Origin of the sequence: Anaerococcus cruorum (genome assembly GCF_046365495.1) — a bacterium.
Taxonomy (GTDB): Bacteria; Bacillota; Clostridia; order Tissierellales; family Peptoniphilaceae; genus Anaerococcus; species Anaerococcus cruorum.
Genome location: NZ_JBGMEH010000006.1, coordinates 395,159 through 410,019 on the forward strand (window position 1 = coordinate 395,159; position 14,861 = coordinate 410,019).

General features: G+C 30.8%; 18 protein-coding genes. 6 read left to right on the forward strand and 12 right to left on the reverse strand.

Annotated features, from left to right (window positions below):
* Position 1: 1 nt before the first annotated feature.
* Both ACCQ40_RS06660 and ACCQ40_RS06665 read right to left on the reverse strand, forming a co-directional pair.
* Complete coding sequence (locus ACCQ40_RS06660; RefSeq protein ID WP_410033129.1) at positions 2-832, reverse strand: aminoglycoside 6-adenylyltransferase; 831 nt, start codon at positions 830-832, stop codon at positions 2-4.
* A 1-nt stretch (position 833) separates the two neighbouring features.
* The gene (locus ACCQ40_RS06665; RefSeq protein ID WP_394011293.1) at positions 834-1,412 is read right to left on the reverse strand and encodes an NUDIX hydrolase; all 579 of its coding nucleotides are present in this window, start codon (positions 1,410-1,412) and stop codon (positions 834-836) included.
* A gap of 124 nt (positions 1,413-1,536) precedes the next feature.
* Here ACCQ40_RS06665 and mscL point away from each other — a divergent pair, with 124 nt between their 5' ends.
* From mscL to ACCQ40_RS06690, 5 genes are all read left to right on the forward strand, one after another.
* Positions 1,537-1,977 (forward strand): large conductance mechanosensitive channel protein MscL, encoded by a 441-nt coding sequence (gene mscL / locus ACCQ40_RS06670; protein WP_394011292.1) that lies wholly within the window; start codon positions 1,537-1,539, stop codon positions 1,975-1,977.
* 131 nt (positions 1,978-2,108) lie between these two features.
* A complete protein-coding gene (locus ACCQ40_RS06675) occupies positions 2,109-2,480 on the forward strand; it encodes a GntR family transcriptional regulator (protein ID WP_410033130.1) in 372 nt (123 codons plus the stop codon).
* Positions 2,473-3,333 (forward strand): ATP-binding cassette domain-containing protein, encoded by an 861-nt coding sequence (locus ACCQ40_RS06680; RefSeq protein WP_394011290.1) that lies wholly within the window; start codon positions 2,473-2,475, stop codon positions 3,331-3,333. Before ACCQ40_RS06675 ends, ACCQ40_RS06680 begins: the two co-directional genes overlap by 8 nt.
* Position 3,334: 1 nt before the next feature.
* Entirely contained in the window at positions 3,335-3,997 is a 663-nt protein-coding gene (locus tag ACCQ40_RS06685; RefSeq protein ID WP_410033131.1) for a hypothetical protein, read from the forward strand.
* Positions 3,998-4,044: 47 nt separating this feature from the next.
* The gene (locus ACCQ40_RS06690) at positions 4,045-4,707 is read left to right on the forward strand and encodes a hypothetical protein (RefSeq protein WP_410033132.1); all 663 of its coding nucleotides are present in this window, start codon (positions 4,045-4,047) and stop codon (positions 4,705-4,707) included.
* Positions 4,708-4,721: 14 nt separating this feature from the next.
* On the opposite strand, the gene topA is transcribed toward ACCQ40_RS06690, so the two are convergent.
* The 5 genes from topA to ylqF are packed head-to-tail and all read right to left on the reverse strand — an operon-like array spanning position 4,722 to position 9,663.
* Positions 4,722-6,776: a type I DNA topoisomerase gene (gene topA, locus ACCQ40_RS06695; RefSeq protein WP_410033133.1), complete on the reverse strand. Its 2,055-nt coding sequence runs from the start codon at positions 6,774-6,776 to the stop codon at positions 4,722-4,724.
* Between the two features lie 5 nt (positions 6,777-6,781).
* A complete protein-coding gene (gene dprA, locus ACCQ40_RS06700) occupies positions 6,782-7,873 on the reverse strand; it encodes a DNA-processing protein DprA (protein ID WP_410033134.1) in 1,092 nt (363 codons plus the stop codon).
* The gene (locus ACCQ40_RS06705; protein WP_410033135.1) at positions 7,863-8,210 is read right to left on the reverse strand and encodes a YraN family protein; all 348 of its coding nucleotides are present in this window, start codon (positions 8,208-8,210) and stop codon (positions 7,863-7,865) included. The genes dprA and ACCQ40_RS06705 overlap by 11 nt, the downstream gene beginning before the upstream one ends.
* Positions 8,207-8,830: a ribonuclease HII gene (locus tag ACCQ40_RS06710; RefSeq protein ID WP_410033136.1), complete on the reverse strand. Its 624-nt coding sequence runs from the start codon at positions 8,828-8,830 to the stop codon at positions 8,207-8,209. Before ACCQ40_RS06710 ends, ACCQ40_RS06705 begins: the two co-directional genes overlap by 4 nt.
* Positions 8,827-9,663, reverse strand: a complete 837-nt coding sequence (gene ylqF / locus ACCQ40_RS06715; RefSeq protein ID WP_410033156.1) for a ribosome biogenesis GTPase YlqF — start codon at positions 9,661-9,663, stop codon at positions 8,827-8,829. The genes ACCQ40_RS06710 and ylqF overlap by 4 nt, the downstream gene beginning before the upstream one ends.
* Positions 9,664-9,931: 268 nt before the next feature.
* Here ylqF and ACCQ40_RS06720 point away from each other — a divergent pair, with 268 nt between their 5' ends.
* On the forward strand, positions 9,932-11,674 hold the full coding sequence (locus ACCQ40_RS06720) for a phosphoenolpyruvate carboxykinase (RefSeq protein WP_410033137.1): 1,743 nt from the start codon (positions 9,932-9,934) through the stop codon (positions 11,672-11,674).
* A gap of 42 nt (positions 11,675-11,716) precedes the next feature.
* Here the strand turns inward: ACCQ40_RS06720 and ACCQ40_RS06725 are convergent, their stop codons facing one another.
* The 5 genes from ACCQ40_RS06725 to ACCQ40_RS06745 form a co-directional block, all read right to left on the reverse strand.
* Positions 11,717-12,958: an aminotransferase class I/II-fold pyridoxal phosphate-dependent enzyme gene (locus tag ACCQ40_RS06725; RefSeq protein ID WP_410033138.1), complete on the reverse strand. Its 1,242-nt coding sequence runs from the start codon at positions 12,956-12,958 to the stop codon at positions 11,717-11,719.
* 160 nt (positions 12,959-13,118) lie between these two features.
* Positions 13,119-13,466 (reverse strand): 50S ribosomal protein L19, encoded by a 348-nt coding sequence (gene rplS, locus ACCQ40_RS06730; protein WP_410033139.1) that lies wholly within the window; start codon positions 13,464-13,466, stop codon positions 13,119-13,121.
* A complete protein-coding gene (gene trmD / locus ACCQ40_RS06735) occupies positions 13,453-14,160 on the reverse strand; it encodes a tRNA (guanosine(37)-N1)-methyltransferase TrmD (protein ID WP_394018619.1) in 708 nt (235 codons plus the stop codon). Before trmD ends, rplS begins: the two co-directional genes overlap by 14 nt.
* Positions 14,153-14,638, reverse strand: coding sequence for a ribosome maturation factor RimM (gene rimM / locus ACCQ40_RS06740; RefSeq protein WP_410033140.1), 486 nt, complete (start codon positions 14,636-14,638; stop codon positions 14,153-14,155). Before rimM ends, trmD begins: the two co-directional genes overlap by 8 nt.
* Complete coding sequence (locus ACCQ40_RS06745) at positions 14,635-14,859, reverse strand: KH domain-containing protein (protein ID WP_394011278.1); 225 nt, start codon at positions 14,857-14,859, stop codon at positions 14,635-14,637. Before ACCQ40_RS06745 ends, rimM begins: the two co-directional genes overlap by 4 nt.
* Positions 14,860-14,861: the final 2 nt, after the last annotated feature.

Sequence of the window (14,861 nt, forward strand, 5' to 3'; positions counted from 1 at the left end):
CCTAACTTAGGAATGACTCAAGTTTTTTGTAATTACTTCTTAAAACTTTAAGACTTTCAACATCTATTTCCCTTGGATAAGAATAACCTAATTCATTACATAGATTCATAGCAATCTTTCTAAATAAGACACAAGCCTTAAATAGAGAATTATAAATATCCATAAGATCTTCATGGTGGTAAGTTAAAAGAAAATCTTCTTTAGTATTCATATCTAAAGTACTCTTTAACTTTTGGCCATCATAACCCTTATCCATGGTGTAACCATACTTATTTTTTATATAGAAATCTATCATAGTTAGAAGATAATTTCTTACTTCCCCCATTTTTAGACTGGAAGCTATTTCATCCATTTCGTTAATATACAAAGAAACTTCCACAGCGCTTGCAAAAAAGTTTCTTATAGTAGATAAAAATTCGTATTCTTTTGGTACATCATATCTAAAGTTTTGATTTGCATCTAGTCTATCTGTGCCTATTTTTGTGTAGATAAATTCTATATCTTTTGGCAAAGTTTTTAGAAAAACATCAGCATAATCACTTGCTATGATACTTTCAGTAATTTTTGTATTATCTGTTTTATAAATATTTATGCTAGTAAAAGGCACATTAGCCTTATCAATAGTAAATTCTTCTTTTATTCTATTTACAAGGAATACATCATCAAATAAGCCCACTAATTCTTCTTCGAGTTTGCCAATTATAATATCATTTACAATGGTATAAAATTTATAAAAGGAGTCATAATTTTCATTTTTTATACAAAAAATAGACTCTATAGCATCATTAGTTTTGGCATAAGCAATGAGTTTGTTATTAATATCATTTCTCATATTAATCTAAGCTTTCTATATAATTTCTTAAAAAATTTGCAGTAATCCCCCATATTACTGGATCTGTATCATAAAAATATACATCATTAAAGGTTGTCCAAAAATCATAATCTCTGCCCTTATTAATTTTTTCAAAAGGGAAATCTTCAGGAAAATCCAATTTATATGGAGTGCGATAAAGTTTTGGTCTATTATTTTTTAAATAATCTATATCTACTGCAAAAACTCTTTCAACTTCTTCATTATACTTTATTTCTTCTATATTTTTATGTATTCTGCCATAAAAAGCTTTTATATGCATATAAGAAGCATTTAAAATCATAGAAGAATAGCCTTGATACTCTATATCTTCGTAATCAAGTAATAGCTCTTCCATAGTTTCCCTTACAGCAGCTTCTTCAAAAGTTTCACCCATTTCTACACGACCACCAGGAAAACTTACCTCTCCCGGTTGAGGAATATTTTGAGATCTTACTTCAAATAAAATGTGATCTCTTCCATTGACTTCTATTATAGGAATAAAGACTGCATAATTTCTAATTTTATCATAAAACTCGTCATCAACCAATAAATTTTTCATAATAACCTCTGTTACTTTATCTTATAAAAATATTAGCTGTTAGTCAAATAAAATAGTGTTTGTAATCTTACTATTCTGGTATAATATATAATGCATATAAAAAATATTTAAGAAAGGATTTATTATGTTTAAAGAATTTAAAGAATTTATTGCAAAAGGTAATGTCCTTGATATGGCAGTAGGTATTATCATGGGTACTGCTTTTACAGCAATAGTAAATTCAGTTGTAGAAGATTTATTAATGCCAATTATTACAGGACTTACAGCTGGAGTTGATTTTTCAGAATTAAATGTAAATATAGCAGGCGCTCAACTAAGATTTGGTAATTTAATTAACGCTATTATAACATTTTTAATCATATCTTTAGTTATGTTTTCTATAGTAAAAGCATTTAATAGAAACAATAAAGAAGAAAATGCTGAAGCAGAAAGCAAAGATTGCCCATACTGTAAAACTTCTATCCCAGTAGAAGCAACAAGATGCCCACACTGTACAAGTGAACTAGAAGGCTACCATAATGAACACACTCATGCTCACAATGACCGTGTAACAATTGTAGAATAATATTTTAAATTAAGGACCACTCATGTGGTTCTTTTTTTTGCCAAATTTTATTGACATTATAAATTTACCTGCTATAATTAAATTAAGATAGTTAGTTACTTAAGTAACTAACCGATAAGGAGGCTATATGAATGGATTCCAATAAGCTTATTTTTGAGCAAGTAGCAGAAATGGTAGAAAATCAAATTTTAGATGGAGTATTACAAGCTAATGACCAGTCACCTTCTACAACAGAATTCTCAAATGTATATGGGATTAATCCTGCAACAGCTAGGAAGGGACTAAATATTTTGGTAGATGAAGGAATACTTTATAAAAAAAGAGGAATGGGCATGTTTGTAACTGATAAAGCAAAAGATATTATTAAAGAAAAAAGAAGGCAAGAGTATCTAGATAACATACTTCCAGATTTAATTAAAAATATTAAGTTACTTGGAATAAGTAAAGATGAATTGATAAATGAAATTCAAAATATTTATAAAAAGGAGGATATGGATGATTGAGGTTAGAAATTTAAATAAATCATTTGATAATAAAGTCATATTTAAAAATGCAAACCTAAAGATAGAAGAAAATAGAATCTATGGATTATTTGCTAGAAATGGAGTTGGAAAAACTACTCTTCTTAAAATTCTAGCTGATCAACTAGTAAACTATGATGGGCAAATAACTTATAACCATAAGCCAATTAGAGAAAATAAAGACTATAAGAAAAGAGTATTACTAGTTGGAGAAAATCTTATAGCTGAAGGTTTAAAAGCCGAACGCCTAAATAAGATTATGGATTTAGTCTATATCCTTTTAGAAAACTTTAATAAAGAAAGATTTGAGGATTTAATTAATATATTTGATATTGATATGAAAACTAGGTATAGAAAGCTTTCATTTGGTAAGCAAAGTCTTTTTAGAAATGCTATAGGCCTTGCCAGTGGTGCTGATTTTCTATTTTTCGATGAACCAACCACAGGTCTAGATGAGATAAATAAAGATATTTTCTATAAAAAACTTATGGAATTTCAAGAAGTAGATGAATCTACTATAATTATATCCTCTCACAATGTAACTGATATAGAAAAAATGATTACTGATGTAATAATCTTAAAAAATAAAGATGTTATAGTAAATGAGCCTATATATGATATCGAAGAAAAATCGTATTCTATAACCCTTGACCCAAAAGATATAGATATCCTCGCTAATAAAAATATCCTAAGTAAAAAAACTTTTGCAAATCAAGTCATTGTTAATGTATACGATAAATTTAATGAAGAGGAAATAAATAATATTAAACAAAAAGCTAGAATTGATAGACTAGATTTACGAGACTTATTTATAGCAATAAATGAGGTGAATTAGTATGTATGGTGTAAAAAAATTACTAAAAACAGAAACAAAAGCCTATATTAGATATTTCTTAATATTTGCTGGAATCTCAATTGTCCTAGGAACTATTTTTGGCCTAATGGCTAAGGGTTCAAATACTACCTTAGAAAATATTAGAGCTACCATAGGAGGACTATTATTTATAAGTTGCCTATCTTTGCTACTGGCATCAGCAACAGAATCACTTGTAAAAACAAATAAATTAGGTCTGCAATTTGCAAATACTAGAAACGATATAATACTAGCAACATTTTTAAAGGATATAATAGGGATTATAATTTTTGGTCTTACTTCCTATGTAATATTATATTATTTAATGCCAAGACCTATGGATCAGAGTGGAGTATTTTTTATTACTAGAGCAGTATATGAAAAGTTTAATTTTACTAGCCTAGGTGAATTGCTCCTATATTTTACATTTTTAGTATCACTAATAAATAGTATTTCCATAATATTTTATATAGTAAATTTCAAAGACACTCTAATTTATGGATTGCAGGGAGCAGCGGGATATTTGGTTGTATTATTAGGTAATTTTATTCAGAATATACCTAACTATCCTATTATAATTATTATAATATTTGTGCTAGTGCAAATTATTAGAGCAATTATAATAAAAAAAGTCGACAGATATTAAGATTTGAATTGGAAACTAAAAAAATATTTTAAAAGACAGGAGATCTTATGAATCAAATCAACAAATTATTAAAAACTAATAGTAAGGATGATATAAAATCTTATTTAAAAGCTGTTTTAATAGCATTATTGGGTGGGGTTGCTCTAGCCCTTGCCACAAAAAAAGATTCGGCAAGCTTTACATCGGGTTATTTATTTTCTGCAGCAATCTTAATTATACTAGTAACAGCAGTATTTGCCTTTGTATCAGTGGTAGCATCATTAGATAAGACATATCCCCTAGCTAATAAACTAGGCATTACTAGAAAAGAAATATCGTATAGCTTAATATTAAAAGATATAATTTTACTAGTACTTACTAGTCTTATAATCTATGGGCTATCTTATGTATTTGTAGGACAAGTAGATGCTATGCCAAATTATGGTAGTCGCATATTAGAATTTTTTGCAAATGGTAGGCCAAGCTTTACTGCTATATTTACAGAAGTACTAATGGGTTTCAATTTTGCAATAATTGCCTCGGCTATAGCCTTCATAATTGGGTTTGCTCCTGGTCCTATTGGGATTATCCTATATGCAATATTTTCATCCCTTATAGGAAACCACACTTCAGCTAGCAATCCTATTTACTTACTAATAGGCTTTATAGTTTTTATCCTAGCAGTTGTATTTAGACACCTAGTAATATTAAAATTTGATCCAAAAAAATAAGAGATGAGTCAAACTCATCTCTTTTTTTCTTTTATATAGTCACAGTTAGCACATCTTATCTCGTCGACTTTTCTATTTTTCTTATGAACTAAGAGGTCGCCGCACTCTGGGCATTTTTCTCCTGTTGGTGGATCCCATACTGCATAGTCGCAGTCTGGATAATTATCGCAAGCATAAAATCTCTTGCCTTTTTTGCTAACTTTTTCTATTATCTCTCCAGTTTTACATTTTGGACAAGTCACTCCAGTTGTTTTTACAATTGATTTTGTAAAGTCACAGTCTGGAAAATTTGTACAACCTATAAATTTACCATTTCTACCGTGTTTAATAGCAAGGGCATGTCCGCATTTTGGACATTTTTCATCCAAAACCTTATCCTTTACTTTATAATCCGTAGAATCTTTTTTGACATTTGTCATATCTTTTTCAAAGTCTTTATAGAAGTTACCCAAAACATCTTTCCAATATATTTCATGTTCTGCGATTTTATCTAATTGATCTTCCATTTCTGCTGTAAATTCTACATTTATGATATCATCAAAGTTTTCTTGTAAAAAATTATTTACTGTTATTCCAAGCTCTGTTGGATAGATAGACCTACCTTCATATTCCACGTAATTTCTATTTACAATTTGATTTATGGTTGCAGAATATGTTGAAGGACGGCCTATACCAAATTCTTCTAAAACTTTTACTAGGCTTGCTTCTGTATATCTTGCTGGAGGATTTGTAAAGTGTTGGTCTTTTTTGATTTTTGTAGCAGATATTACATCTCCCTCATTTAGTTCTGGGAGGATATTTTCATTTTCCAATGCTCCACTTATTTTATTAAATCCTTCAAAGATAGTAATTTTACCATTTGACCTAAATATTAAACCACTGTTATCAAAATTAATAGTTGTTGATAGGTATTCATAATCTGTCATTTGTGATTGAACTACTCTGGTCCAGATTAATTTATAAAGCTTATATTGCTGGTCTGATAAGTATGGTTTTAAAGAAATGGGATCTCTATAAATTGATGTTGGACGGATGGCTTCGTGGGCATCTTGGCTGCCTTTTTTCTTTCCGCCGTGGTTATTTCCCTTAGATGCGTATTTCGCACCATATTTTTCATTTATATAGGTTAATGACTCATTTACAATCTCTTGGGAAATTCTTGTAGCATCTGTTCTCATATAAGAAATCAAACCAACTGACCCATCGCCTACATCGATACCCTCAAAAAGTTGCTGGGCAAGTTGCATGGTATATTTGGTTGAATAACCCAATTTATTTGAAGCATCTTGTTGGAGGGTTGAAGTTGTATAAGGTTTTGGTGGTTTACGAGATTTTTTGGTCTTTTTTACCTCTACTACCTTAAAATTATCTTTGTCTATGGCATCTAAAACCTTGTTTGCTCCAGCTTCATTAGAGATTTTCATCTTTTTGCTAGGTTTACCATAAAACTCTGATATAAATTTTGTATTATCATGCTTATGGTCAGCAGTTATAGTCCAGTATTCTTCTGGTACAAAGGCATCTATTTCTTTTTGTTTTTCTACAATGAGCATTAGAGCAACGGATTGTACGCGTCCTGCTGATAGGCCAGATTTTACTCTTTTCCATAAAATAGGGCTTATTTCATAACCTACTATCCTATCCATAACCCTTCTTGCCTGCTGGGCATCTACTAGGTTTTGGTCAATTTGCCTTGGGTTTTTGATGGCATTTTTTACATTATCTTTGGTAATTTCGTGAAATTCTACTCGGTTTTTATCTTTTGGATCAAGTCCTAAAAGATATTCTAAATGCCAGCTAATGGCCTCACCTTCCCTATCCGGGTCAGTCGCCAGATAAACTTTATCTGCCTTATCTGCTTCTTTTTTTAATTCATTTATAGTTTTTGCCCTGCCCCTAACTTTTATATATTCAGGTTCAAAGTTATTTTCTATATCTACACCAAATTTTGATTTTGGTAAATCGCGCAAGTGACCAATGGTTGCCATTACCTTGTAATTGCTCCCTAGCATCTTACCGATTGATCTTGCTTTTGTTGGAGATTCTACTATCACTAAATTTTTAGCCAAGCTTTTCACCTCTTTGTTGTAAATTCATTATTTCCAATATTTTCTATATAATATCTAAGTTCAAGTGATGTTAAAAGATAATTAATTTCTTCGATATTATATGATAAATTTGCTGCAAGTAAATCTGCACTTGTGTTTGGATTTTCTTCGATATATCTTACTATTTCTAGCTCATCTTTTGCAAGTGATGAGTAATCTATACTTGATTTTACTTGATTTATATCTAAAAGATAGTCTAGCTCTTCTAATATATCCTCAGCTGTAGTTATTAACTTGCTGCCTTCTTGAATAAGTTTATTGGTTCCTTTAGAATAAATAGAATTTATATTGCCAGGAACTGCAAAGACTTCCTTGCCTTGGTCTAAGGCACATCTTGTAGTTATCATAGTTCCAGATTTTTCTTTTGCTTCTATGACTACAGTTGCCAAAGATATACCAGATATTATTCTATTTCTACGAGGGAAATTATATGGTTTTGGTTCTGTCCCTAGGGGAAATTCTGATAAAATTAACCCATTATTTTCCAAGTCTTCGTATAGTTTACGATTTTGTTTTGGATATATCTTATCAATCCCACAACCAATTATTCCTATAGTCCTACCAGATACTTCTAGTGTAGATTTGTGGCAAACTGCATCTATACCATAAGCAAGGCCAGATACAGTTGTGATACCTGCAGTAGCTACGCCCTGACTTAAAGTTTTGCAAGCCCATTTACCATAGTCAGTGCATTTACGTGCGCCAACAAAGGCTATGGAGTTTTTATCTTTCTCATAATCAAGCATGCCTTTATAAAATAAAAGGGCTGGCCTATCTTCTATATATCGTAGATTTTCTGGATAATCATCATCTAAAATAGTCACAAAGTTATAGCCATATTTTATAACTTTTTCAAGATAAGCTTTAAAATTTTCCATAGACTTGTCATTAAAGATTTTTTCATAGGCCTTATCTGTCAAAAAATCTAAATCGATCCTAGATTTTTCAAAGAGCTTATCAAATCCTATATTTTCATGGATTCTTAAAATTATTCGATTATCTAAAAATATGTAGTTTAGGTAGAGAATTATTTCTCTATTTGTATACTTAGAATGCATTTTCAATATAATTTATCTTTCTACTTTCAATAAATACTTCTGCCACATCAAACCTCATTATATAATCTGTAAGATTATTTTCTATCAGGTAAGTTTGGCTTGCTTTTGCAATTCTTTGCTGCTTATGATAGTTTACAGCCTCTCTAGGATATCCATATTTTATATTTTTTCTTGCTTTTACTTCTACAAAGCAAACTATATTATTTTTAAGGGCAATAATATCTACTTCTCCATAAGGCTTTAAGTAATTTCTACCTAGGATTTCATAGCCATTTGCTATTAGAAAATTTGCAACTATTTCCTCTCCTAGGTCTCCTATTTTTCTTTTTTCACTCATAAAAAACTTTCCTGTTTGGCAAAATATTTTTTTAGAAAACTTAGCCTATGAATTGGGCTTATGCCTACATTATCTATGCCTTCATAGTGTTTTTTCGTTCCATAGCCCATATTTGTATCGAAGGAATACTCTGGATATATTTTTGAGAAATTAATCATAATATCATCCCTGCGGACTTTGGCTAGAATTGATGCACATGATATGGCATATTCGTTTAAATCACCCTTTACAATATTTAATTGAGGAATATCTGTAGCTATTTTTTCAGCATCTATAAGTAATATATCTGGTTTGGTTTCTAAATTTTCTACTGCATCTTTCATAGCAAGCAAAGTTGCTTGTCTGATATTTATATCATCTATGACTTTATTGTTAGCATAACCATAGGAAACAGCAAGGGCATCTTTTAGGATCTCATCTCTTAATTTTAGCATCTTAGTACGGCTAAGTTTTTTAGAATCAGTAACGCCCTCTATCTTAGAATTCTTTTTCATAATAACTGCACAGGTTACCACAGGACCAGCTAAGGGGCCTCGGCCCACTTCGTCAACTCCTGCTATATGGTTATATTTTTCATAAATTTCTTTTTTGATTTTTTCATTATATTCTGAATATCTCATGGGCGCTCTAAAGTTATTCTTCCAAGTTTTCCTGATCTAAAGTCAGTCAAAATAATATTTGCAGTTCTAGTGTAGTCAAAGTCTCCACCCCTAATTATTGCCCCGCGTTTTCTTGCGATATCTTCATAGATTTCTAGGGCTGGCTTTTGTGGATCTACTCCGTATCTTTCCGTTAAATTTTCTGGATAATCTTCTTTTATTTTTTCTAAAAATTTAAGGGTTAAATCTTCTATATTTAGCACCTCATCTTTTATGGCGTGGGTATAGGATAAGTTTAGACCAGTTTGTTCATCAAATTTTGGCCAAAGTACTCCTGGTGTATCTAAAAGTTCAATATTTGCTCCAGTCTTTATCCATTGCTTAGTTCTTGTCACCCCAGGCCTATTGCCAACATTAGCAGATTTTCTTTTGGCTACATTATTTATAAAGGTAGATTTCCCTGCATTTGGTATACCCACTATCATCATACGGATGACCTTATTTTCGATATTTTTTGCTTCTATTCTTTCAAATTTTTCAGAAAGTTCTGCCTTTGCTAGATCATAAATTCTAGAAACATTTATTTTTTCCTTTGAATTCATAAGTGTTGCAGGGATACCCTCCCCCTTAAATTTATTAATCCACATTTTATTTACCTTACTATCAGCAAGGTCTGATTTATTCATAATTATCAAACGTGGTTTATCTCCTAAAATTTCATCAAGCATAGGGTTTCTTGATGATTCTGGTATGCGGGCATCTATTATTTCTAGGACTATGTCTACTAATTTTAAATTGTTTTGGATCTCTTCCTTGGTCTTTTTCATATGACCAGGATACCAATTTATATTCATCGCCATAATATTCTCCTTATTTTCTAAATATATTATACATAATATGTTGTTTTTATCTAGAATCAGTTATTTATTGTACTTAAAAAGTGTACCAATTTATAGAACATAAAGCTATAATTTATGCTCTTAATTTACTTATTTAATAAATAAATCTTATAATAACTGAAAACTTCTCTTTTATATATTTATCCTTGTTTTTAGCCGAGCTTTGATATACAATTAATAAAACTTATTAATAAGTAGAAAAGAATAAAGAATGGAGAATAAAATGAGTAAGGAATTTTCTATTACAGGAAACAAGGCTATCTTAAACTTATCAGAACAATTTTTTAATGATATCAATGAACTTTTAAATAGTGATTCTTTCTTTGAACTAACAAAGTCATTTATAAACTATCATAAAGAAGAATCATCAAGGGTCTATACATACATAGAACAATTTTTTATTAATTCATCTGTTGACTCACTCTCACGAGAATTGGTTGATATCCTAAAGCTACTTACAGTTATGAATATAGATGAAGTTTCTTCAAAGATAAATAAATATCATAATCTAAATAAGGAAAAAGATGGACTATTAAAGATAGTTGAAGAATTTTATAATTATTGGAGAAATCTTGAAAGATACTCAATCATAGAACAAAAAGAAGATTCTCGTGGGGTTGGCGTTGTAAATTTTGTTGAAATCAATGAAAAATTAAAAAATATGATTCTTCAAGCCTACAGGAGAATTGAAATGTCTATCATCGGTGAATGGCCAAAGGTCTATAGGCAAGTACCGGCAGCAGCTGATGCTTCTATTATGATTAGATATTTTGATAAAGACTTTCCAGAAATTTATCAAGACTTAAATAAAATTCCTTTTATAACCCAAGTTATGATTGAAACTCCATATATTACCTATACTAAATCAAATAAGAGGGATGGAATATTTGAAGAAGTTTATGAAAACCCAATATTTGATACAGATATAAATTACGACCACTTTTTCTGCTTTCCAGCAAAAGTAGGAGATAACTTAATATTTATATATTTCCATAGAGACCTTCTTACCCATGGAGTTTCAGCATCAAACCTCTTTGAACTTGCTGATGTTAAAGATATTGAAGAAAAAACTCCAGATGCCATTTATATCTATGGTCCGAAAGATAAGGGAGATAGGAAAAATTCTTTCTACTACGATGAGGAAAATAAGTTATATGTGGGATATATCGCCTATAGCGATAAGATTGATTATTTTGGTTATCTTAAAAAAATGGTTCTAACCTTAAACAATGTAATCAACATTAAAAAAGGATATTTACCTATCCATGGTGCTGGTCTTTCAATAGTTTTACAAAACGATAAAACAGTAAATATAGTAATCCTTGGTGATAGCGGGGCTGGAAAAAGTGAATCAATAGAGGCCTTTAGGTCTCTTGCAAAAGACTATATAAAAGAAATGACCATAGTCTTTGATGATATGGGATCATTTAGAATAAAAGATGGAAAAGTTTATGCCTATGGTACAGAAATAGGAGCTTTTGTAAGGCTTGATGACCTTGATGCAGGATATGCCTTTAAGCAAATTGACAGGTCAATTTTTATGAATCCTGACAAAGTAAACTCAAGACTTATAATGCCTGTGGCAAGTTTTGAAGAAATAAATAAGGGCTATGAGGTTGACTTTTTCCTCTACGCTGATAACTACTCAGCAGTTTTAGACTATGAATCTTCAATAGATATACTTGATGATAAAAAAGAAGCCTTAAGAATCTTTAAAAGAGGCGGAAGACTTGCTAAGGGTACCACAACCGAAACTGGTCTAGTACAAACATATTTTGCAAATCCATTTGGCCCTGTTCAAAAAATGGAAGAATGTGATAAATTATTAGACCAATACTTTGAGACTTTATATAAAAATAAGGTTAAGGTCGGAACAATTAGAACTCAATTAGCGCTCGATAATATGCAATTTGCCGGCCCAAAAGCTGCTGCTATAGAGCTATTTGAACTAATTAAAAATATGTAAAATTAAAAAACTCAAGCAAAATAACCTGCTTGAGTTTTTATTTTATTTGCTTACTTCATCAATAGCTTCTTTTATAAGCTTTGGTGAAATTTTACATTTTTCTTCACTTACTGCACAAACTGCAAATCTTAGACCGTTTTTATTTGCGACTATATACATATCTTTTTCTTTTAATTTTTCGGCAACCTCTTTTGGATTATCGCATGGAATTGATATAAAAAATCCCCCAAAATATGGCAGATGAACAAGGCCTACTTCTCTTGCAATTTCTACAAAGGCGTCGGCTCTTTTTTCAACGAGCTTTCTATTTTCTTGAAGTTCATCCTCATAAGCTTTTTTCTTTTCTTCATCATTTTCTATATCAACTAAGATATTCATCCCAGCATGAGTTATATTTGACCAGATAGACCTATTTGAATGTTTCATCGAATCAAAAGCTCTGTTTGCTATATCTTCATTTGATGAAATGATTATACAAGCTCCTGTTCTGATTCCATAAGCTGTATACGATTTACTCATAGAGTAAGCAACTGTTGTTATGATATTTTCTGGTAAGGATGAGAATTTTTCAAAAAATTTCTTTTGTGATCCCTCACCTGCAAATTCTATATAAGCAACATCAAGAAGAATACAAATAAATTTGCCATCCACCGCTCTTTTTTTTATTACATCAAGTATCCTATCCCACATAGCATCATCTATGCTAAAACCTGTTGGGTTATTGGCAGGAGAATTAAACACACAAAGCACCCTATCTTTTTTTTCCAAGGCGAAATCTAAAGTTTTTGTAAATTCTTCTAGATTGAAATTAAAATCTTCATCCAAAAATTCATAAGTTTTAAATTCTCTATCAAATTCTTCGCACATGGTCTGATAAGCTGGCCAATACCAATTAGGACAAATGACATAATCGCCTGGGTTTAAAAATGTCCAAAAATTATGTCTAATTGCGCCAGTACCACCAGCAGTAGCAATAGCTTTAATATAAGCATCTGGTTTATAAGGGCCAAAACATTTATCAACTAATAGGTCAAGATATGCTTCATTGCCCTCAATAGCAGCATAGCTTGCTATTGATTTTTTATCCATATCTTTTAATGTATCATACACACTATCAAAAGCAATTAGATTTCCATCATCATCTATTAACGTACCAAGGGTTGAGTCTATAACCTTATCTCTTCCCTTTTCTTTTATAGCATCTTTACATTCCTTATTTACTTTAAAAATTTCATCTTCAAGCCTTGGCCATCTTGCATGGTCTGCTATAATATCTTTGCCCACAATATTACCCCTTTTTCAATATTTTAGATATTGTATCACTTTTTGATACTTTTTAAAAGAATAGTTTTCTAAAGCTAAAAACATCATTAGAAAAATTTATGAATTTATAAGTATTTTTACATATCAAAAAAGCAAGAATACTAGGTATCCTTGCTTAATATTAATAGTTTGTTTTTTCTTTTACTTTTGTAGCTTTACCTTGACGACCACGTAGGTAGTTAAGTTGTGCACGACGTACTTTACCGTGTCTTGTTACTACTAATTTTTCAATTCTTGGTGAGTTGTAAAGGAATGTTCTTTCAACACCAACACCGTAAGAAATTCTTCTTAGTGTAAATGATTTGTTGATTCCACCTTCTTTGATTTTAATAACTGTACCTTCAAAGTCTTGAAGTCTAGTTTTTTCACCCTCTTTAATTCTGTATGATATTCTAACTGTATCTCCTACGTTAAAGTCAAATTGGTCTTCACGTAAGTTTTCTTGTTCAATTTTTTTAATTAAGTCCATTTTCATTCTCCTCTCTTAGGAATTTTTCATATAAGTCTGGTCTGACTCTTTTTGTTTTTTCTATTGCTGATTTTTTATTCCAAGCAGCAATTTTTTTATGATCCCCGCTTAGTAGTTCTTGAGGTACCATATATCCATTAAACTCGCGTGGCTTGGTAAATTCATCTTGTTGCAATAATGTATTGTAATGCGAATCTGTAACTAGGGACTCTTCTTTACCAACTACTCCTTCTATAAATCTTGCCATAGAATCTATAACAACCATAGCTGGGATTTCTCCACCTGTTAGGACATAATCTCCAATTGAGATTTCATAATCTACATAGTGGTTGGTTATTCTTGCATCGATGCCTTCATAGTGGCCACAAATTAATATAAGATGTTTAATTTCTGCAAAGTCGATTGCTAATTTCTGATTGAATTGAGATCCTGCAGCAGACATATAGGCTACCTTGGATCCCGGTTTTTTTACAGACATTAAAGCATCATATATAGGTTGAGGTCTCATAAGCATTCCTGCTGCTCCACCATAGACTGTATCATCTACATGGTTGTGCTTATTGTTTGAAAAATCTCTTATATTTACAAATTCTAGTTCTAATAGTCCTTTTGAAATAGCCTTACCTATTACTCCATAAGTTTTTAAAAACTCAAAACTTTCTGGAAATAGGGTCAAAATGGTTATTTTATTCATAGTCACTAAAGTTTTCTACTTCTATAAATCCATTTTCTATATCAACATTTTTTACAGTAGCATTTAAGGCTGGAAAATAAATTTCATCCTTATCTGTTTTTATAACATAAACATCATTTGGATAGACACCTGTGATTACATCTGTGATTTCGCCTACTGTTTGCCCTTGGCTTTTCACTTCTAGTCCAATCAGACTGAAAACATAATACTCATCATCATCTAGCTTGCCTAAATCAGAATCTTCTATGGTTATATCTTTGCCCACAAATTTTAAAACATCATTTATATCATCATATTCTTCAAATTTGATAACCTTTAGCCCTTTTTGGTCAAAGGATGACTCTACAGTGACTTCTTCATCTCCGATAAGTAATTTTGCCCCGTTTTCAAATCTTTTGTCATAATCACTTAGGCTTTTTACTTTAAGATTTCCTCTTACTCCATGAGTTGTTACTATCTCTGCTACTGATATTCTCATATTTTTATATTTACCTTAACATTTTCTTTGATAGCTGCTGACCTTGCAATAGTACGGATAGAGTTTATAATATTTCCTCTTACTCCTATCACTCTGCCCTTATCAGATTCAGCTACATGGATTATAATGTTAACTTCGCCGTTGTTGCGGCTTTCTTCGATTTCTACTTGATCTTTTTCTTCTACAAGTTCTTTAACTATTGTTTCAACTAGTTCTTTCATAG

What these genes read in the sequence shown, in the direction of transcription:
- ACCQ40_RS06660 (WP_410033129.1), bottom strand. Translation starts at nt 832, where the DNA reads ATGAGAAATGATATTAATAACAAACTCATTGCTTATGCCAAAACTAAT.
- ACCQ40_RS06665 (WP_394011293.1), bottom strand. Translation starts at nt 1,412, where the DNA reads ATGAAAAATTTATTGGTTGATGACGAGTTTTATGATAAAATTAGAAAT.
- mscL (WP_394011292.1), top strand. Translation starts at nt 1,537, where the DNA reads ATGTTTAAAGAATTTAAAGAATTTATTGCAAAAGGTAATGTCCTTGAT.
- ACCQ40_RS06675 (WP_410033130.1), top strand. Translation starts at nt 2,109, where the DNA reads ATGGATTCCAATAAGCTTATTTTTGAGCAAGTAGCAGAAATGGTAGAA.
- ACCQ40_RS06680 (WP_394011290.1), top strand. Translation starts at nt 2,473, where the DNA reads ATGATTGAGGTTAGAAATTTAAATAAATCATTTGATAATAAAGTCATA.
- ACCQ40_RS06685 (WP_410033131.1), top strand. Translation starts at nt 3,335, where the DNA reads ATGTATGGTGTAAAAAAATTACTAAAAACAGAAACAAAAGCCTATATT.
- ACCQ40_RS06690 (WP_410033132.1), top strand. Translation starts at nt 4,045, where the DNA reads ATGAATCAAATCAACAAATTATTAAAAACTAATAGTAAGGATGATATA.
- dprA (WP_410033134.1), bottom strand. Translation starts at nt 7,873, where the DNA reads ATGCATTCTAAGTATACAAATAGAGAAATAATTCTCTACCTAAACTAC.
- ACCQ40_RS06705 (WP_410033135.1), bottom strand. Translation starts at nt 8,210, where the DNA reads ATGAGTGAAAAAAGAAAAATAGGAGACCTAGGAGAGGAAATAGTTGCA.
- ACCQ40_RS06710 (WP_410033136.1), bottom strand. Translation starts at nt 8,830, where the DNA reads ATGAGATATTCAGAATATAATGAAAAAATCAAAAAAGAAATTTATGAA.
- ylqF (WP_410033156.1), bottom strand. Translation starts at nt 9,663, where the DNA reads ATGAATATAAATTGGTATCCTGGTCATATGAAAAAGACCAAGGAAGAG.
- ACCQ40_RS06720 (WP_410033137.1), top strand. Translation starts at nt 9,932, where the DNA reads ATGAGTAAGGAATTTTCTATTACAGGAAACAAGGCTATCTTAAACTTA.
- rplS (WP_410033139.1), bottom strand. Translation starts at nt 13,466, where the DNA reads ATGGACTTAATTAAAAAAATTGAACAAGAAAACTTACGTGAAGACCAA.
- trmD (WP_394018619.1), bottom strand. Translation starts at nt 14,160, where the DNA reads ATGAATAAAATAACCATTTTGACCCTATTTCCAGAAAGTTTTGAGTTT.
- rimM (WP_410033140.1), bottom strand. Translation starts at nt 14,638, where the DNA reads ATGAGAATATCAGTAGCAGAGATAGTAACAACTCATGGAGTAAGAGGA.
- ACCQ40_RS06745 (WP_394011278.1), bottom strand. Translation starts at nt 14,859, where the DNA reads ATGAAAGAACTAGTTGAAACAATAGTTAAAGAACTTGTAGAAGAAAAA.